At 47.8% G+C, this 19441-nt stretch carries 17 protein-coding genes; 13 read left to right on the top strand and 4 right to left on the bottom strand.

The window, feature by feature from the left end; genetic code table 11:
- Nucleotides 1–26: 26 nt before the first annotated feature.
- Nucleotides 27–521 (bottom strand): MarR family winged helix-turn-helix transcriptional regulator, encoded by a 495-nt coding sequence (locus tag GC096_RS38155; protein ID WP_171638534.1) that lies wholly within the window; start codon nucleotides 519–521, stop codon nucleotides 27–29.
- Nucleotides 522–684: 163 nt separating this feature from the next.
- Here GC096_RS38155 and GC096_RS38150 point away from each other — a divergent pair, with 163 nt between their 5' ends.
- From GC096_RS38150 to GC096_RS38135, 4 genes are all read left to right on the top strand, one after another.
- Nucleotides 685–1269 (top strand): TetR/AcrR family transcriptional regulator, encoded by a 585-nt coding sequence (locus GC096_RS38150; RefSeq protein WP_171638533.1) that lies wholly within the window; start codon nucleotides 685–687, stop codon nucleotides 1267–1269.
- Nucleotides 1270–1589: 320 nt separating this feature from the next.
- Nucleotides 1590–2300, top strand: a complete 711-nt coding sequence (locus tag GC096_RS38145; RefSeq protein ID WP_171638532.1) for an SDR family oxidoreductase — start codon at nucleotides 1590–1592, stop codon at nucleotides 2298–2300.
- Between the two features lie 54 nt (nucleotides 2301–2354).
- Nucleotides 2355–3572 (top strand): MFS transporter, encoded by a 1218-nt coding sequence (locus GC096_RS38140; protein WP_171638531.1) that lies wholly within the window; start codon nucleotides 2355–2357, stop codon nucleotides 3570–3572.
- Nucleotides 3573–3660: 88 nt separating this feature from the next.
- Nucleotides 3661–3984, top strand: coding sequence for a metal-sensitive transcriptional regulator (locus GC096_RS38135; protein WP_056618141.1), 324 nt, complete (start codon nucleotides 3661–3663; stop codon nucleotides 3982–3984).
- 86 nt (nucleotides 3985–4070) lie between these two features.
- Here the strand turns inward: GC096_RS38135 and GC096_RS38130 are convergent, their stop codons facing one another.
- Complete coding sequence (locus tag GC096_RS38130; protein WP_171638530.1) at nucleotides 4071–4229, bottom strand: hypothetical protein; 159 nt, start codon at nucleotides 4227–4229, stop codon at nucleotides 4071–4073.
- Between the two features lie 304 nt (nucleotides 4230–4533).
- Between GC096_RS38130 and GC096_RS38125 the strand changes: the two genes are divergently transcribed.
- Genes GC096_RS38125 through GC096_RS38115 form a run of 3 tightly spaced genes read left to right on the top strand, consistent with a single transcriptional unit; the run spans nucleotide 4534 to nucleotide 8087 of the window.
- Nucleotides 4534–4734 carry a copper ion binding protein gene (locus GC096_RS38125; protein WP_171638529.1) on the top strand — a complete coding sequence of 67 codons (201 nt, stop codon included), beginning with the start codon at nucleotides 4534–4536 and terminating at the stop codon, nucleotides 4732–4734.
- An 11-nt stretch (nucleotides 4735–4745) separates the two neighbouring features.
- The gene (locus tag GC096_RS38120; RefSeq protein ID WP_376769559.1) at nucleotides 4746–7199 is read left to right on the top strand and encodes a heavy metal translocating P-type ATPase; all 2454 of its coding nucleotides are present in this window, start codon (nucleotides 4746–4748) and stop codon (nucleotides 7197–7199) included.
- An 18-nt stretch (nucleotides 7200–7217) separates the two neighbouring features.
- Nucleotides 7218–8087, top strand: a complete 870-nt coding sequence (locus tag GC096_RS38115) for a DUF8832 domain-containing protein (RefSeq protein WP_246303294.1) — start codon at nucleotides 7218–7220, stop codon at nucleotides 8085–8087.
- Between the two features lie 328 nt (nucleotides 8088–8415).
- Here GC096_RS38115 and GC096_RS38110 read toward each other — a convergent pair whose 3' ends face one another.
- Complete coding sequence (locus GC096_RS38110; RefSeq protein ID WP_171638528.1) at nucleotides 8416–9636, bottom strand: BNR-4 repeat-containing protein; 1221 nt, start codon at nucleotides 9634–9636, stop codon at nucleotides 8416–8418.
- A gap of 209 nt (nucleotides 9637–9845) precedes the next feature.
- Between GC096_RS38110 and GC096_RS38105 the strand changes: the two genes are divergently transcribed.
- Genes GC096_RS38105 through GC096_RS38095 form a run of 3 tightly spaced genes read left to right on the top strand, consistent with a single transcriptional unit; the run spans nucleotide 9846 to nucleotide 14439 of the window.
- The gene (locus tag GC096_RS38105) at nucleotides 9846–10856 is read left to right on the top strand and encodes an aldo/keto reductase (RefSeq protein WP_171638527.1); all 1011 of its coding nucleotides are present in this window, start codon (nucleotides 9846–9848) and stop codon (nucleotides 10854–10856) included.
- On the top strand, nucleotides 10853–11566 hold the full coding sequence (locus GC096_RS38100) for an SGNH/GDSL hydrolase family protein (protein WP_171638526.1): 714 nt from the start codon (nucleotides 10853–10855) through the stop codon (nucleotides 11564–11566). The genes GC096_RS38105 and GC096_RS38100 overlap by 4 nt, the downstream gene beginning before the upstream one ends.
- A gap of 26 nt (nucleotides 11567–11592) precedes the next feature.
- Complete coding sequence (locus tag GC096_RS38095) at nucleotides 11593–14439, top strand: family 78 glycoside hydrolase catalytic domain (protein ID WP_171638525.1); 2847 nt, start codon at nucleotides 11593–11595, stop codon at nucleotides 14437–14439.
- Nucleotides 14440–14473: 34 nt separating this feature from the next.
- On the opposite strand, the gene GC096_RS38090 is transcribed toward GC096_RS38095, so the two are convergent.
- Nucleotides 14474–15358, bottom strand: a complete 885-nt coding sequence (locus GC096_RS38090; protein WP_171638524.1) for an AraC family transcriptional regulator — start codon at nucleotides 15356–15358, stop codon at nucleotides 14474–14476.
- A gap of 179 nt (nucleotides 15359–15537) precedes the next feature.
- Between GC096_RS38090 and GC096_RS38085 the strand changes: the two genes are divergently transcribed.
- Genes GC096_RS38085 through GC096_RS38075 form a run of 3 tightly spaced genes read left to right on the top strand, consistent with a single transcriptional unit; the run spans nucleotide 15538 to nucleotide 19411 of the window.
- Nucleotides 15538–16335: a phytanoyl-CoA dioxygenase family protein gene (locus tag GC096_RS38085; protein ID WP_171638523.1), complete on the top strand. Its 798-nt coding sequence runs from the start codon at nucleotides 15538–15540 to the stop codon at nucleotides 16333–16335.
- A gap of 14 nt (nucleotides 16336–16349) precedes the next feature.
- Nucleotides 16350–17501: a trans-sulfuration enzyme family protein gene (locus tag GC096_RS38080; RefSeq protein ID WP_171638522.1), complete on the top strand. Its 1152-nt coding sequence runs from the start codon at nucleotides 16350–16352 to the stop codon at nucleotides 17499–17501.
- 59 nt (nucleotides 17502–17560) lie between these two features.
- The gene (locus GC096_RS38075; RefSeq protein ID WP_171638521.1) at nucleotides 17561–19411 is read left to right on the top strand and encodes a heparinase II/III domain-containing protein; all 1851 of its coding nucleotides are present in this window, start codon (nucleotides 17561–17563) and stop codon (nucleotides 19409–19411) included.
- Nucleotides 19412–19441 lie beyond the last annotated feature (30 nt).

The following is a 19441-nucleotide window of genomic DNA, read 5'->3' as shown; positions in this document are numbered from 1 at the left end:
TATATGATGATCATAACTCCTTTCCTTCATTCAGAAGGAGGGGAGTTACGAGAAGTGAAAGCATTAATATCTACGCCCAAAACGTTCGCCGTGTATTCATCGACATTGGCCTCGATACGTGCAAGAAAACTGAGCAGTAAGTTGGTTTCATCAACTGTAAAGTCTTTAAGTAGCGAATGATCAAACTCTTCAAAATACTGATCGAACGATCCGACAAGCGCTCTCCCGGCCGGGGTTACACGCAATAGGTTGCGACGCTCATCCTTCGGATCAGCCTTACGCACGATGAGGTCTTTCTTCTCCAAATTGTTGACCAGACTGCTGATCGAGGAGCCTTTACGGTTGAAGGTTTTCTCTAAATCTTTCTGGGAAAGTCCACCTTCTTCATTTCCATCAATAAAACGAAGCGCCAGCCCTTGCTCGATAGTCAGCCCATACGCTTCCAGCTTTTTATCAACGCCGATCTTCATCTTGAGACCGATCATACGAAACTGATGTTGTAGATTGCGGTTCTGCTCCATGGTTATCACCTTCAACTCTGAATTAGTTAGAAGTCTAATCGTTAGAACACTAACTAAATATACGGGTTTGGATTTCGTTTGTCAAATCGTTTTTTCGTCCATTCTTTACTGAGCGTTCTTAAACATGTATGATAGCAAGTAACAAGGAAAGGAGGTTATTCAGATGGCAAGACCTAAAGAGTTCGATCAGGAAGCTGCGCTAGACAAAGCGTTGGAGGTGTTCTGGGAGAAAGGTTATGAGAGAACATCGATTCAAGACTTGGTGGAGCATACTGGTGTTCATCGGGGAAGCTTGTATGATACGTTCGGGGATAAGCATAAATTATTCTTAACCTGTTTGGACCGTTTCCGAATGGTTGCGAAGGAACGTGTGTATTACATTTTGGAAGAGGAAGGTGAACCCAAAGAGGTATTGCAGCGCTTCTTTACGAAGCTGATCGATGTATCACTAAGCGATGAGCATCAGCGCCGCGGATGCTTTGTCACGAACACAGCCATGGGCATCGGTAACAGTGATCCTGTTATTTCACTGCGTGTGGAAGCTCATACACTCGATTTGGAAACGACGTTCTATCATTTCCTGATTCGCGCGCAACAAAAAGGGGCACTCAAGAGTAAGTTTGGGATTCGTGAGCTTGCACGGTTTCTTGTAAATACAAGACACGGTCTGCACGTTATGGCCAAAACAGCAACAGATCGCAAAATGTTGGAGGATGCAGCTGCGGTGGCTATGTCGATCTTAGTGTAAAGATGATATAGTCGTCGGTGTTTGCATAATTTTTAAAGAACGATAATTCTTGAATATACCGCATTTTCTTGCGAATTTAATACGTATATTTAGATGTAATTCTATTGGGGATAAGGAATGGTTAGAAATAGTTATTGACCTATCATTCTTAAATGAGGTATGCTGTATGACGTGGGGGAGATGCAGAACGATTGATAAGTAAGAACGCTAAACATACTCTGAAGTGTAAGAGTTTCATGGTCGACATAAAGGCATTTTTTTTGATCTTTTAAAGAATGATCGTTCTTAAATTATTATAAAAACAAACTGGAGGAATTACAATGAACATGACAAATCAAATTGCATTAGTAACAGGAGCTAATAGAGGTCTTGGACGTCAATTCACGATTGAATTGATTGCTAGAGGGGCTAAAGTATATGCAGGTGCTAGAAACCCTGAAACCGTAGATATCCCTGGTGCCATTCCGATCCAATTAGATATTACGGATCCGAAATCGGTAGCCGCGGCTGCAGAAGCAGCAAAGGACGTGACGTTGTTAATTAACAACGCAGGATCATCAACGGGGGCTTCATTGCTCGAAGGTGATTGGGATAACATTCAACTAGAATTCGATACGCATGTGTTCGGTACGCTCGGCATGGTCCGTGCATTTGCACCGATTATGGAGCGAAATGGTGGAGGAACTATTCTGAACGTACTCTCTGCGCTGTCCTGGTTCAGCATAGGTAGCGACGGAGCTTATACCGCTGCTAAATCGGCAGAGTGGGGATTGACTAACGTACTGAGACTGAATTTAGCTTCTCGCAACATAAGAGTTGCCGGTCTGCACGTCGGTTTTATGGATACGGATATGACTGCGAATATTCAGGCGCCGAAAGCTAATCCTACAGATATCGCCAAGATTGCTCTTGATGGCATTGAAGCCGGAAGCTATGAAATCGTAGCCGATGATACGAGTCGTCAAGTGCAGAGCGGCCTTGCAGGTGGCGTGAAGAGTCTGTACCCACAATTATTTCAGGCTAAGGAGTAAATCGTAGATCTCTTAGATAGAGCGAGTCCATAAATACTGAAGGAGGTAACGTGAATGAAAACATTGTCAACGAAAGCAGCCTTCTGGGCTGTAGCCTGGATTTTGACCATCAGTTTGTGGGTCAGTACAGCTCCTACGATTGTTTTTCCTATATATGCTTCAGAATGGCATCTCTCTAAGGCAGTAACGACAGGTATATTTGCAACGTACCCGATTGTACTTATTCTGGTCCTCGTTCTTCTAGGGAACATTTCAGATTACATTGGTCGTCGAAATACGTTATTGATCGGACTTATTTTTCTACTCCTAAGCGCATTAGCATTCGCATCAGCCCCGAACGTGTTCTGGCTGTTCGCTGGTCGTATCTTGCAGGGAATTGGCGTAGGACTCACGGCAGGATCTGGCGCAGCCGCACTTGTCGAATTTAATCCGACGTCGAATAAGAAATACCCTGGATCTATCAATACAATCACACAGGCCTTTGGTCTGTTCCTGGCAACGATTATAGGTGCAGTTCTTATCAAATATGCTCCATCACCGCTGCATTTTAGCTATTGGGTGTTGACCGCTATTGTGATCGTCAGCATGATCCTATCTCTCTTCATTCCTCAAAATAAAACACCGGAATCTATCCGGAAAACGGGCTGGAAGCCGCAAGGCATTCAAATCCCACCTGGTCAATGGGGGCTATACGCATTAGCTGCTCTAGCAGTTGGAACAGGGTTTGCGAATGGTGCAGCCTTCTTGTCACTAGGTGCCCAAATTGCACGTGATGTGATTGGAACGAATGACATTCTTGTCATTGGAACCGTTCTGTCGATAGCGTATCTGCTGGGCGCCGTTAGCGCTACAATTGCAGGGCGCTTGGGTCCTAGAACATCGATCCGTGCGGGGATGATCTCTGTCTTTTTGACAGTGATTATGCTAGTTACTGCTTCAGAGTTGCATTCCTTTGTGTTGTTTGTGATCGCGGCGATTCTCGGCGGACTTGGCTATGGCTTCTCGGCTGCAGGAGGAATCGGGATTGTCGTTATCAACTCGCCTGTTCAGTACCGCGTACAGTTTATCTCGGCTGTGCTGGTCGTCGCTTATTTATTCCAAGGACTCAGTGCCTATAGTGGCGGGGTGATTTCGACGGCTTTCGGCTTCAGCAACGCGATTTGGATTCTGTCTATCGTTGTGGCCTTCCTTGCAATCCTTACCTTATTCCTTTCGATGAAAAACCGTCTGGCCATGGTGTCAGCACCTGTTACGCCGAAGCCGATTGGATAAACGATGACGTTAGTGTAGGTTGTGTTTTATTCCGTTTGCATAGGGTGGGGGGCTATGATAAAATGCAATCAATAAAGGAGTGATTGGGATGACGGAGGAGAGCCACTCACACGACATGTGTGCAACTTCAAGCGAACGAAAGAGTCACCATTCCGATAAAGCCAAGAGTAATCTAATCACCCGATTGAACCGGATTGAGGGGCAAATTCGTGGGGTTAAGGGGCTTATTGAGAAAGATACGTACTGTGACGATGTGCTGAATCAGATTTCATCCATCCAATCCGCGTTAAATGGGGTAAGTAAGCAATTACTTGAGCATCATATGAAAAGCTGTGTGATTGATCGCATTCAAGAAGGCGATGAAGAAGTAATAACCGAGTTATTAACAACGATCAATAAACTCATGAAATGACGGATCTGATCTGGAGATCAAACCAACGTAGCTATAAGGACTTCACCAAATAGGTGAGGTCCTTATGTGAGTTAAACGCTATGTGCTTATTTCTTGATAAGGTTCAACTTAATCGCCTGTTGTTCCGTTAGAATAAACTCCTGTTGAGGCCAAATATCCTCATCTTTATCTCTGCCGAAGAGACGAAGGAGCTCTAGCCATACTCCCTTTTCTATAGCCTCTGCAGCTGTGATCATGATCTTCATAATAAAACACCTCCTGTGTTTTAATTACACGGATCTATTGCTTTTTAAACGAATTAGGCAAGATGTTCCGAAGGTGATCTATGGAATAGGATATGCGCAAGGGAATGAATTCATCCTCATAAAGTCAGATATAATCTATAGGGAATCCTCAAAAAAATAAGTTTTTTGACTTGACTAATATAGGGTAGGGGGGTATACTAAAAACAAGATCAGGTTGTTGAACAATTTCAAGTTGGCCATACTGAAGTAGTCGGTAACCTTTTACCAAGATGAATTAAATCCAACATATAAAGGAGAATGAACGATGCAAAATGTAACGTTGAAAGTAGCAGGCATGTCCTGTAACCACTGTGTGAATTCCGTTGAGGGAGCTTTGAAAACAATAGGTGCTTCAGGGAAAGTCGACTTAGCGAACGGAACGGTTCACGTGGAATTTGATGAAAATAAGCTGACGCAAGAAGCGATTAAAGAAGCGATTGAAGAGCAAGGCTACGACGTCAACTAAAAGAGGTGTAGATGATGGAAAATGCTGATGCTGCAACAAATACGAAGCAAACATCACTGCAGATAACGGGAATGACATGCGCCGCTTGTGCGAATCGCATTGAAAAGGGTTTGAACAAGCTGGAAGGGGTCACGGAAGCCAATGTTAACTTCGCGATGGAGCGAGCAACCGTAACTTATGATCCTAATCGAATCGATGCTGCGAAGATGGAACAAAGCATTCAGAAGCTAGGCTATGACACGGCGAAGGAAGCCGTTGATTTGCAGCTTGAAGGCATGACCTGCGCGGCCTGTGCCCAACGGATTGAGAAGACCCTAAACAAGTTGCCTGGTGTGAGAGCAGCTACGGTAAATTTTGCAATGGAAACGGCCCATGTGGTGTACAATCCAGCCGAGCTTGCGGTATCGGATATGCAGAAGCGGGTGGAGAAACTCGGTTACAAAGCGGTACCTAAACAAGAGCAAGGCGACCCCTCAGAACATAGGCAGCAGGAGATTAGTAAGCAAAAGCGCAAGCTACTGTTATCTGCGATCTTATCATTGCCGTTGCTGTGGTCAATGGTCAGCCACTTTTCGTTTACTTCATGGATTTGGATACCAGAATTGTTCATGAATCCGTGGTTTCAATTGATTATGGCAACGCCGGTTCAGTTCTACATCGGTAGACAATTCTACGAAGGTGCTTATAAAGCGCTGCGAAATGGCTCTGCCAACATGGATGTACTGGTTTCACTGGGGACTTCAGCAGCCTACTTCTATAGTCTGTATTTGACGATCGACTGGGTGATCGGTGGCGCCAGCATGCATCATGGGCCGTCTCTGTACTATGAAACAAGCGCTGTGCTGATTACGTTAGTCATTATGGGTAAATTGTTTGAATCTCTGGCTAAAGGACGGACATCAGAAGCGATTAAGTCTTTGATGGGGTTGCAGGCGAAGACGGCGCTGGTTATCCGCGAAGGCCAAGAGCTCAACATACCCATTGAAGAAGTGGTGACGGGGGATATCGTGCTCGTCCGTCCAGGAGATAAAATTCCGGTAGACGGGGAAGTACTAGAAGGTTTATCCTCTGTTGACGAATCGATGCTCACAGGGGAGAGTCTGCCCGTAACCAAAAAACCTGGTGATGCGGTAATAGGAGCAACCATTAATAAAAATGGAAGGCTTCGCATGCAAGCGACCAAGGTTGGGAAAGATACTGCGCTGGCACAAATTATTAAAGTCGTCGAAGAAGCGCAAGGTTCGAAAGCACCGATTCAACGGGTGGCCGATGTTATTTCAGGTATTTTCGTTCCCATTGTTGTGGGTATTTCACTTGTCGCCTTCCTAGTCTGGTATTTCATAGTGACACCGGGCGATTTTGCTGGGGCTTTGGAGAAAGCCATAGCCATCTTGGTTATTGCCTGTCCTTGTGCGCTGGGCTTAGCGACACCGACTTCGATTATGGCGGGATCAGGGCGCGCAGCCGAACTGGGTATTTTGTTCAAAGGCGGCGAGCATCTGGAGAAGACGCATCAGATTGATGTGATCATTTTAGATAAAACAGGTACGGTCACCAAAGGAAAGCCAGCACTTACCGACGTGTACGCGGAGGGTGACGAAGCGGAATTCCTACGACTTGTAGGCGCCGCGGAGAGAAACTCGGAGCATCCCCTCGCAGAAGCGATCGTGGCAGGGATTAGAGACAGGGGGATTGAACTACCCGCCGTAGAATCATTCGAAGCTATCCCTGGGTATGGCATTAAAGCTATCGTTGAAGGGAAAGAGCTGCTCATCGGGACGCGACGTCTCATGGAGCAAGCCGGTGTAGATGTGAAGGGTACTGATGACGACACGATGTCGAAGCTGGAGGAGTCAGGTAAAACTGCTATGCTTGTTGCCATTGATAAAGGGTACGGGGGTATAGTAGCTGTAGCGGATACGGTGAAAGAAACGTCACATGCCGCGGTTAGCCGTTTGAAGGCTATGGGCCTACAGGTCATCATGATCACTGGTGATAACGAGCGGACGGCCAAAGCGATCGCAGCTCAAGTGGGTATTGAGCATGTTCGTGCGGAGGTTCTACCCGAAGGCAAAGCGGAAGAAGTGAAAAAACTTCAAGCGCAAGGAAAGAAAGTGGCGATGGTTGGAGATGGTATTAACGATGCACCGGCGCTAGCGACGGCTGATATCGGGATGGCGATCGGAACGGGCACGGATGTGGCCATGGAGGCTGCCGATGTGACACTCATGCGCGGGGACTTAGCTAGTATTCCGGATGCGATCTACATGAGCCGCCAAACGATGCGCAACATCAAACAAAACTTGGTCTGGGCACTCGGATACAACACGTTAGGTATACCTATTGCTGCGCTTGGCTTATTGGCGCCTTGGGTGGCGGGCTTAGCCATGGCATTAAGCTCGGTTTCTGTTGTTCTTAATGCACTGCGTCTTCAACGTGTGAAGATCCATAAAGAATTGACCTAATATAGGAGAGAGTAGCGCATGTATATGCATAAAATAGGGCTTATCTCAGCTATGCTCGCGGTACTGTTTCTGAGCGCATGCGGCAGTGTGAGAGAAGCCTCCTCGAGCAAGAGTCAGCATGGCAGTCACGAGGCAGCCGTAAGTCCAGCAAGCACCGATGGGCATAGTGGACATGGGGGCGAAACGCCCAAGGCATCCACGAATCTGAACGCATCATTCACCTTCGGATCGGCAAATCTGAAAGCGAATGAGAGTTCAGAATTAACGATCCAAATTGCGGACGGTGCCGGCAAACCAGTTACTGATTTTCAAGTAAATCATGAGAAGTTGCTGCATTTGATCATTGTGAATCACAATCTATCATCCTTTCAACATATCCATCCGACTTACCAAGGAAATGGCAAGTTTACGGTCAGCACGAGCTTCGATGCAGGTGGGGATTATAAGCTCATTGCTGATTTTATTCCTAGTGGCGGAACGAGCACTACGCTCAGTCAATGGGTGAAGGTTGCCGGTAAAGAGGCGGAACATACCGTGCTTAAAGAGGATCCCAAGCTTCAGCAAGAAGTTAGCGGCAAAGCCGTTGAACTTTCCTTGAGCAGCATGAAGGCCAACGAAGATGTTACGCTCACTTTTACGATTCGAGACGCTCAGACGAACAAAGAGATCACGAATCTGCAGCCTTACTTAGGCGCTGTAGGCCATGTTGTGATTCTGTCAGCCGATGCCGAGAAGTACATTCATGTACATCCGCTTGAGGAGAAGGCTGCGGGTCCTATTGCTAAGTTCGCAACCTCATTCCCAGAAGCGGGAGTCTATAAGCTATGGGGACAGTTCCATCATAACGGAGAAGTGTTTACAGTGCCTTTCGTCGTTAATGTGAAATGATTCCATATAAGCTCATGAATAAGGGGATGTCCCACTGCCGCATCACATATAGATGTAAAACCTACAGCTAATGTGCTCGAATTTGAGGTATTTTCGTGATTAGATGGAAAAAATACAGGTAAATTCTATGAAATTTGAAAAATCGATACAATTGGAGGAATTTAACTACAGGAAATACAGTTAATCATCCGAATTCGCTATATCCGTTTCAAATAGATGGAGTAAATCCAGTTAAATTATGGGAAGTTGTTTTATTCTTCATGTGTCAATAACTAAAAAGAGGCGTTTTAATAAGTCTACATAGACTATTGAGACAGCCTCTTTTCGTTTATTGTGTCCGCGTAACCAACTTCATCTTCAAAACCGTCTCATAGTTGGTAAAATGCACATAATCCCCATGCATCCACAGAAGGAGCGCATCTTCTTGCCCGTTGTTCCTGGCTAGGACGGGTCTCACGTTGTTGGATGCAGAACCACTGGTAATAGCAGTTGATTCCCAAGTTTTACCATAATTGGTCGTGTGCCAATGCTCAATTTCGAATATCCCATTGACTGAACGCGACAGATATACGTTAGCCGGGTTGTCATGATCCAGTATAAGGCCGCCCGAGTAGAAGGGCTCCCGTTCCACGGCGTCTTGCTCGGTTTGCGGGAACCAGGACCCGCCGACTGTCATTTCATGACTCTCCCAGGAGTCGCCGTTCCAATAGCTGTACCAATAGCGGTGGTCCGTATTGGCGTGGAAAACGGCGTACACGATAGCGGGATGTCCTTGGGCATCCACAGCAATATCCCAAATCCATGCCTTCGTATCATGCAGGTTTCCATCGAACACCACATCGGCTTCACGGGGAAGCATAGGCAGGTCAGATAGCGGTTTAATGGTTGAACCGTCTGCATGAGAGAGGTTGCCATCTTGGATGCAGGCGCAGTAGATGCTGTTGTGCGGTTCTATATTGGGGTGCCCGTCAGTAAAAGCAAACCAGATGGTATCCTTGCCATTGCTGGCATATTTGACGTAGGGGCGGGCGCCTTCTCCCATGATTAAGGTTTGGGGTTCTGACCATGTCCCCTCTTTATCGGGTAAGGAACTGAAATTCGGTTTGAAATTACCGCCTCGCCAGAACACATACTGTTTCTGCTCCTGAGGGAGATGAATCGGATTGGGGTATGTATATCCATGCATGCCGCTCGTATTCTCTGGAAGTTCTTGTTCGGCACTAAAGGATGAGATATCCTCTGCCGTTTCCATTTGGCGGTAATACATCGTCTTCCCATTATGAGCAGAGTAGTAGATGATTGCACGTCCATCGGTAGGGATATACAGCGAGGGATTCGCATGATCATCCTTTTGCAAAGTTGGCTTAATCATAACGGAGTTAACTGACCCGTCACGGTGATCATAGGTACCGATCATGACGTGGCCCTGCTTCGTTAACCATCCTACATAGGTTCGGTCCTGCTGCCCGACATAACGGACTGCTCGTGGGTCAGCGAAGAAACACCACGCCCCATCCTCGGTAAAATTCGAATGATGTTCTCCTTGCATAGAAATCAATTCCTCCTTCATATACGTTTCGTCCCTCCATGTATTCGGACGCAGATACGTGGGAATGTCCGGAATTTCCTACATTCTACATCATCCGTTCTGAGCTGTGAAGTTCGAATTTGGCGTGCTTTTTCTGGCAGATCGACCAAGAAAGTCTCTTCATAAACGCCTTATACTGAAAGGTGATTCGAGGGAGGAGAATGCTTCTTATGCAATATCGGAAATTTGGCCATACACAATGGGATATTTCGGAAATCGGTTTCGGAGGCTGGCAGATTGGCGGCGGCGGAGCTTTCGGACAAGTGGATGATCGTCATTCAGTTAAAACCCTGCTTGAAGCCTGGGATCGGGGTGTCAACCTGGTAGATACAGCTCAAATGTATGGGAAAGGCCACTCGGAGGAAGTCATCGGCAAGGCACTCAAGGAATGGCACCACAATCATATTTATATAGCTTCCAAGGTGCAACCCGTTCAATGGCCGCATCCGAATGAGCTTGATCCAACTATGACAGGGCGCTATCCCAAAGCTCACATTCGCAAACAGTGCGAAGACAGCTTGACCAGGCTCGGTGTGGACACCATTGATTTGTATCAGTTGCATGGTTGGTTCCCCAGAGGGTTGGAGGATCGCGAATGGCATGAGGCGTTGATAGAGCTCCAGAAGGAAGGCAAAATCCGAGAATTCGGCGTGTCCATTCGCGATTATCGCCCGCAGGACGGTATTGCGCTAGCAGAGGCGGGGCTGATCCAAGCTGAGCAGGTTGTTTATAATATTTTTGAACAGAGGCCAGCAGAAGAACTGTTACCTGTATGTAAGAAGAATGGCGTGGCTGTCCTCGCCCGAGTGCCCTTTGATGAAGGTTCGCTGATCGGCAGCTGGGTGCCAGAAACCTACGAGACTTTCGCGCCAGGCGATGTTAGACGGAGCTATTTCAAGGGAGAACGTTTCCCGCGGACGTTGGAGAAGGTGGATGCGATCAAACGGATGATCCGTGAATACGATGCGACGATGACGCTTGCCGAAGTTGCACTTCGGTTCTGTCTGTCGGATGAAGCTGTAAGCTGCGTCATTCCGGGGATGCGCAACGTGGAGGAAGTGGAGGCCAATCTCAAAGTTTCAGATGGTCAGCCGTTGCCAACAGAGCTGCTGCAGCAATTGAAAGTGTTCAATTGGCCACGCAATTATCATAATCCGGATACATTGGTGGATCCGTTATGAGTGCTTTTGCTAGATTCCAGAAGCGCCTTAAGGAGAAAGCAGACGATGTCCGAGCCCGTCCCGTCACTTACGTGGCTTTCGGTGATAGTGTGACCCAAGGATGTATGGAATACGCGACCATCGAGCATGAGCAAGTTTACCACAATCTGCTTAAGAATCGCATCGTGAAACGGTATCCTACGACGATTCTGAATGTCATCAATGCTGGTGTATCCGGTGATACGGCTGTGAAGTCGGAGCCGAGATGGCAGCGGGATGTAATCGCGTATCAACCGGATCTCGTTACCATTGGCTTCGGCCTGAATGATTGTCATGCCGGAGAGGCGGGACTTAAGCCTTATTTGGAAAAAATGGACGCGTTCGTGCGAACTGTGAAGCGGGATACAGAAGCAGATCTTCTGTTGCTTACGCCGAACATGATGATGTTGCATGACAACAATTCCATGCATGAGAGGGATAGAACGGTTGTGCCTCGCTTCTCAGATACGGCAGAGAAGGGATATTTGCGGCTGTATACCCTCGCGCTGAGGGAGTATATGGAGCAAGAAAAGCTGGCCTACGTGGATATGTATGCGCTATTCGAGAACTGGTTGCTGGAGGGGCAAGCGCCTCATGTTAGATTGGCGAATGGCATCAATCACCCGGATCGTGCCCTGCATGCCCAATTGGCTGAACGGATCGAAGCGCGGATATTCGAAGAACACGACTAACTTCTATAGAAAGTGAGGAGCACCTCATGTTCGAACAGGCGAAGTGGATATGGAAGTCGGGAGACCGAAGACCGATTAATGAGCACATCCTTTTCCGGAAAACGTTTACATACGAGGTAGAGGTATCTAATCGAGCGACACTGTCTATCTCTGCGGATACCAAGTATCGGTTATGGGTAAATGGGACGGAGCTTGGAGAAGGTCCTATTCGTTCGACTGCGGATCATTGGTATTATGATGAGTTTGATATGACTCACCTATTGCGACCTGCCACGAATGTGATTGCCGTGCAGGTCTGGCACTACGGGCATTCTAATTATCAATATATTGAGAATGAAGCGGGACTTATTGCTGAGTTATCCTTGCACGGTTCCGCCGGTATTCAAGTGATCGGCACAGATGAAACATGGCTTTGTTGTAGGCATGAGGGATACGATGTCGATGTCGTCAAACGTAATGTGAATTTGGGGTGGATGGAAATATACGATGCGAACGCGATGAGCGAACAATGGGTGCTCCCCTCCTACGCTGACGAGAGTTGTTGGGTGAGAAGTGAAGTTGTTGCTCCTTACGGAGGCGCGCCTTGGGGCGGACTGTACCCCCGAGTCATTGAGCCGTTGTCCACACAGATCATCAGGCCGAAGCAGATCCTTGCACTTAGTGAAATTGTACCCATCCGCCAAGTGATATCCGTTAATATGCGGGATAATCTGTATCCAGGCTCGCGGGATGCGAATGCGAAGATATTCAGCGGATTTTTGGCCGTTAGGCTGGTGGCTGAGGCAGAAACCAAAGGTCGTCTAACGTTCGCACATTCCAAATGGAACAGTGTTCAGGGACGGTTCAAGATCGATGACCGCTGGTATGTTCATAATGACGAGATCCAGCTGGCGGCTGGTGAATATCTTTTCATGATGGAAATTTGCGGCGTTCATAATGATTTATTCTGCCATTTGGAATTCGATTTCGATACAGAGCTGCGGTTCGCTCATCCTACTGGTGGCGATCAAGCCGCCTCATTCGTAACCATCGGCCCATTCGAGACGATCGAGTCGTATGCCGATGGCTTTCAGCCTGTATACGGGGGCGTTGAGAAGCGAACTGGTTTGAATCATGAGCATCCGCTGCTGCTGGAAATCGGAGCTTGCACCACCTTGAAGGCATTCGAGGCGTACTATGACATGTGCAAGAATGTTCATCCTAGGCATGTGCTCGTTAACAAAATGATCTATTCGTTGATGATGCGCAAACGATTCGTCAAGCACTATCCCATTACGAACCGGCTGGAGCGAATGCTCCATGACCATCTGCTGCCGACTGTGCTTCCCGATACCGTAGAAGGCGGGGATCTCGAATTTGTATTGGATTTCGGTAAAATATACGTAGGGACGATTGAATTAGAGATTGATGCGGCCCTAGGAACGGTGATCGATGTCTACGGATTCGAAAACCGTGTCAATGGCGTCAATGCCTATACATCCGGCTGCAATAATTCATTCCGGTACATATGTCGTGAAGGTAGACAGGTGTTCAAGAGCTTCACCCGCATGGGCTTCCGGTATTTGATCGTCACCGTGCGCCAAGCGGATACGCAGGTCCATCTGCACCGAATCCAGCTGCATCAGTCTAGCTATCCAGCTACGGATAAAGCGCTATTCCGCTGCTCAGATCCCTTGCTGAATGATATTTGGGAAATTTCTAGGCATACGTCGCAGATGTGCATGGAGGATACGTTCGTCGATTGCCCCACCTATGAGCAGGTATTCTGGGTAGGGGACTGCCGAGTGAGCGCACTTGTGAACTATCAGTTGTTCGGTTCCTATGAACTTGTGAGGCATTGCTTGGAAATGGTACCGCGTTCGCGGAGACAAAGTCCGCTTCTGCTTGCCCTATTCCCTACGGATTGGCAAGCGGCGATTCCGATGTGGACCTTTAGTTGGATCATCGCTTGTAAGGAGTATGTCGACTATAGCGGCGATCGTACATTCTTCGAGGCCATCTATCCGGAAATTAGGATAACACTTGATGCGTATAGGGGGTTTCTCAACGAAGATGGCCTGTTTGATACGAGTTCTTGGAATATGCTCGATTGGGCGCCAATCGATATTCCATCAGTGGGCGTAGTCACAGCGCAGCAGGCGCAGCTAGCTCAATGTCACCGAATCGCAGCGGAGATGGCGGAATCGCTGGGACTATTCAGCGAGGCAGAGAGTCTGCTTCATCACACGGAGCAGTTGAAGAGGGCTATTGATGAACATTTATGGGACGATGAGGCTGGGGTCTACCTAGACGGTATCTATCGTAACGGCAAGCCTTCGACAACGACAAGTCTCCAGACACATGTGTTACTGTATCTGGCGGACTGTCTTGGAGAGCGGCAGGCGGCTATTATCGAGCCTCAGCTGCTGAATCCACCGGAGGATTGGATTAAAATTGGCTCTCCCTTCTTCTCATTCTATTTGTTTGAAGTATGGAAGCGTTTCGGTGAACTCGATCGTACACTGGCGCAGATCAAGACCGACTGGGGCCAAATGATCCGACACGGTGCTACCACCACGTGGGAAACCTTTCAAGTATTCCCAAGGAGTCATGCGCATGCATGGTCGGCAGCGCCGGCTTTTGTCCTTGGGAATCAACTTTTGGGCATTGAGAAAGTGGAGGAGGGCTACCAGAAAATTCGAATCGTCCCGCCTGTGACGGAACTGCTCTGGGCAGAGGGAAGCGTTCCGACTGCTTATGGGCGTATCGATGTTTCGTGGTCGAAGGAAGCAGGAAAACGAGTGATGGGCGTAACTGTTCCACGCGATATTCAAGTAGAGGAAATCCCCGAGCAGTTGGCGGATTGGGACATTCAGATTCATGTGATCGGATAGCGCGGAATGGATCTGTTCAGGCAGGTGCTGACGGTTAAGCTTCTTTCTGACTTTTGCGGAATTTGCCGGGCGAGATTCCGTTCATCTGCTTAAAAAGTTTATTGAAAAAACTCAAGTCGTCGAAGCCGACCTCCTGGGCAATTTGTAATATGTTGCTATTCGTAGAAAGCATCAGCTCTTTCGCTATCCGTATACGAATTTCATTACGGAATTCAATGAAGGTCTTTCCCATGTACTGCTTAAATCTAGATGTGAAGGCAGACTGGCTCATGCCGCACATCTGGCTGACTTGGGCAAGTGACAGCGGATTCGCGTGATGCAGCTCGATAAACTCAGCTACACGCTCAATTATTTTATGCTCAGAGGCTAGCGCCGTCATGGGTTTATGCAGCATTTGATCGTAACAGCGGCTGAGGAATACGAACATTTCGATGAGCCTGGTCTTCACGAGCAGACGATAACCGAGCATCTTCTCGGTGTATTCGCTAAGAATGCGGTCAAGCAGCTGTTTCATCTCGATCCGTTGGTGTGGATTCAACCTGAGATGCGACTGGAAATGCACGGACTGCCGCAGAAAAGGCTCCACATAGAAGAAGTCAACGAACGACGTTACGTTGGATAACGATTGCAGCTCGTGACTCAAGATGGATGGAGCAAACAGGATGTTGTACACGATGAGATGTTCATCCACGAAATAAGCATGCTCGACATCCGGCTCGATGACGAAGACATCACCTTCTTGAATTAGATATTCCGACCCTGCATAGATATGGCGACCCGATCCCTCTACCACATACACAAACTCGACGAATTCGTGTGAATGTGGCTTGACGGATTCTTTTTTTTTGAACGTGTACTGCTCGAGATGAAAGGGGAAGTCGTGCGCTTCCAAGTAACTTTCATTTTGAAATCGGGTCATCGGGCAAGACCTCCGGCAAGGAAGATAAGTGCTTTATTTCTTTTAATCATAGATTATTTCCATCTAGAAGGAAAGCTGGCAAATCACCTTGAAACTCTGACGGATTCACCAAGTCTGCTCCCTTGTACACATGATAAAGTGAGATTAAAGAACAGAAAGTACAAAAGGAGCTGGCTGCCATGACCAACGCAATTCAATCGCTATTAACCTTGGAGCAACGCAAATTTTATCAGGAGAACGGGTTCGTGCAAGTGGATAATGTCCTGAATGAGCAAGAATTAATTGAGCTCCGTCAATGTATGGAAGAAGTGATGGTCGAGGAGTCTGCGTCGCTGTCCTTGCAAACGGATAAAAAAGGCGGCAGCTACTACCGCGTGCTTAACCAGCGTGTTAACGTCTGGCGGGACCATGCCGGCATGCATAAATATTCATTCAACCCGCGGTTTGCGCAGATGGCACTTGAACTTACGGGTGCAAGTGGAATCCGTCTCTTTCACGATCATGCCCTGTGGAAAATGCCAGGCGATTCGAAGCCGACTCCGTGGCATCAAGATTACCCTTATTGGCCGATGGCGGAGCAGGGAGCCATGTCGATATGGATCGCACTCGATGATGTGGATGAGTCGAATGGTTGCATGATGTTCGTACCGAAATCGCAAAATGCCGGTAAACTGAACCATATTGATTTGGCCAATCCGCAAGATTTATTCGAGTTCGTTAAAGGGACCGATTATGAGAATGCGAAGCCTGTGAAGGTGCCGTTAAAAGCAGGAAGCTGTACGTTTCATAACGGACTTACCTTTCACTATGCTCACTCGAATGTAACGGATAAACCAAGACGTGCGCTAGCGATTATTTACATGCCGGATGGAACGACCTTTAACGGGAAGAAGCATGCGATCACGATGGATCTGAACTTGCAGGAAAATCAACCGCTGGCAGGTCGAATGTTCCCATTATTAGCCTCCAGATCGTAAGGAGGAGAGCAGCTATGGAAAAGGATGATATCAAAAGTAAGGAAGACTTGCTTGCCCATCTCGGTGACGATTATGACCGTTATTTGGGCGCCATCGTGCCTCCTATTTTTCAAAACTCGCTGTTTACAAGAAAAACAATCAATCACGGGTATACGTATACGCGGGTTGCAAACCCAACGACGGAGATAGCCGAAATGAAAATCGCAGCGCTCGAGGGCGGGGAGGAAGCACGTTGCTTCTCTTCGGGAATGGCCGCTATAAGTGCTGCCTTGTCCTACTATCTGGAAAAAGATAGCCATGTGATTTGTCCTCGTGCGGCCTACGTGCCAGCGAAAGCATTTCTAGAAACCTACATGAAGAAGTTCGGCTGTGAGGTTACGCTCGTATCAGGGGACAGCATCGAAGAATTCGAGCAAGCAATCCGCCCTAATACGAAAATTATTTACTTGGAAAGTCCGCTATCGAACATTTTCTCGCTCCAGGATCTGAAGGCCATCTCAGCGTTGGCGAAATCTTACGGGATTGCGACGATCATTGATAATACATGGGCGACGCCGCTTTATCAGAATCCCCTTGCCTATGGCATTGATCTTGTGGTTCACTCCGCATCGAAGTATTTGGGTGGACACAGCGATATTCTGGGTGGTGTCATCATAGGCAGCAAGCAGGTTCTGGAATCGATTACAAATAACGAAAGAAGTTTGTTTGGGGCTGTTATGGATCCCCACCAATCTTGGCTGCTCATCCGGAGCCTGCGCACCCTCTCGGTTCGGATGAAGCAGCATCAGGAGAATGGTAGGAAGGTCGCCGCTTTCCTTGAAGGTCATGCTCAAGTATCCGCTGTTTACTATCCAGGCTTGCCCAGCCATCCGCAATACGAGCTTGGGTGCAGGCAGATGTCCGGTTACTCTGGTTTGATGAGCTTCGTGCCTAAGGGCGACAAGCAGCAGATTATGAAGATGATGAAAAGCTTACGCTATTTTGAAGAAGGCCCAAGCTGGGGTGGTTTTGAGAGTCTCATCAATTCACCTGGTCTATGGGTCAACGAGGAGACATCCCTCCTATCAGGAATTCCGATCGGTCTAATGCGCATTTCAGTTGGACTGGAAAGTGCAGATTCGATTATTGAAGATCTAGATCGCGCACTGATCGGAATGACACGTTAGTCGTTAGGGGAAACTGTCGATCGTAAATTGCACGAAGTATGAAGGGGACGAGTGTTAACGTGAGCTATGTACAGGATTGGCGGGCTGTTCAAGAGAAAATTCGGACGGAAGCGTGGGCGAAGACCGTCTATGACACCCTGCTTGAGACCACGGAGTGGTGGGTCCATCATTACGCGGATGATCCAGAGAGAATTACGGGGTGGGGTCACAACTATTTCTGTGAAGCTTGCGGGAGCAGGATTGATTTTGAGAGGGAAGCCCCTCATGTGAATAGCTGCCAAAGTTGTGGCCACGCCAATAAGGGTGCCCGCTTTGATCAAGCATGGAATTATTTGTACCGGGATGAAGCGCATAAACATGTGTTTTACGCAGGGGTGCTGTACCGGCTCACAGGCGATGATCGTTATCCGGCCTACATCCGCAGCGTGCTGTCATTTTATTGTGATCATTATGAACAGCTCCAGGTAGATGTTCCGCCCGGCTATGTAGGCAAAATAGCCGGCATCGATCTCTGCGATGCGGTTGGCATGATTTGGCTGCTGCAAGGGATGGTGATGATTAAGGAGACGTTAAGCACCGCAGAGCTAGAGCGCTACAAAAGCAAGCTATTCGATCCCCAAGTAGAGCTGCTCAACAGCCACTGTACGAGTATTCACAACATTTCGTGTTGGATGAAGGCGGCAGTGGGCATGACGGGGATGTTCTTCGGTGATCGCAGCTACGTGGAGAGAGCTTTGGAGGGACCTTTCGGCTTGCTGCGGCAATTGCAGGAAGGCGTAACTGCGGAAGGATTCTGGTACGAAGGTTCATTTCACTATCATTTCTATTGCGTAGAACCGTTCACGTATTTCCTGTTGTTCGCCCGTATGTATGATGTGGCATGCAAAGGAATGGATGAGATCGTGAAACGGATGTACGTGTTCCCAGCTGAGCTTGTGTTTGATAACGGTGTTTTCCCCAATCCGAATGATGGCTGGCCGAATATCGCGCTGACTCACTATGCGGGTCAGTATGAGTACGCGAATCGATTGTTTCCAGATCCAGCCTTCGAGTATGCACTTTCCAGATCTTACGAGGCGTACTACCGACCAACGATGGCCTATGGAGGGATGATCGAGAATTCACCTGAAGGATGGGTTCAGCGTCTCCTCTTCGGCAAAGGGAAATATGCGGGAGAAGAGATGCTCCGCGTAACGAAAAATTATCCTGCTTCTAACATTTGCTCGTTACGCGCAGGGAAAACGACTTTATTTATGAAATACGGACTGAATACGCGGAGCCATGCGCACCCTGATTTAATGAATATCGAGCTGTTCGACGCGGATTGTTTATGGTCTCACGATATTTCCTCGAATGGCTATGGTTCTTTCTTGTTTCTAGAGTGGCAGCGGAAGACCATCGCTCATAATACGGTTATCGTCGATGGTGTGGATCAGGTCTGTTCGGAGCGGGGAGTTGTCGAACAATTCGAACCGGAGAGGAACCGCATTCGTGCCAAAGCCAAAGATGTGTATCCTGGCGTCGATTATGTTCGCGAGATCCATCTTCAAGAAGGATACATCTCGGATACGTTTGAGGTGATCAGCGCAGACGAACATCAGACAGATTGGCTGTTTCACTGCCAAGGGAAGATGGAGACGGAGTTCGAAACACAGCAGTGCGCGCCCATCGGGAGCGAGTTTGGCTATCAGCACCTCATGAATCTACGTGTATGCTCGACTAGTGATAGCTGGTCGATACGGTGGGTTTTGGCGGAACGAACGTTAACTCTTCGAATGGAAGGCTGCATAGGAACTGATATTTATGTATTCGAGGGGTACGAAGATACAACGGCTAAGAAACGATCCGGTGTATTGGTAAGAAGGCACGGGTGTGGAGCAGTCTATCGTGCCGTGTACACGATAGAGTGAAAGTCATTTCTTCTTATGGGGGTAAACATC

Source organism: Paenibacillus plantarum (assembly GCF_013141695.1).
Lineage (GTDB): Bacteria > Bacillota > Bacilli > Paenibacillales > NBRC-103111 > Paenibacillus_E > Paenibacillus_E plantarum.
The sequence above is the reverse complement of the archived record's forward strand: the minus strand, read 5'-3'. Positions and strand labels throughout refer to the sequence as shown.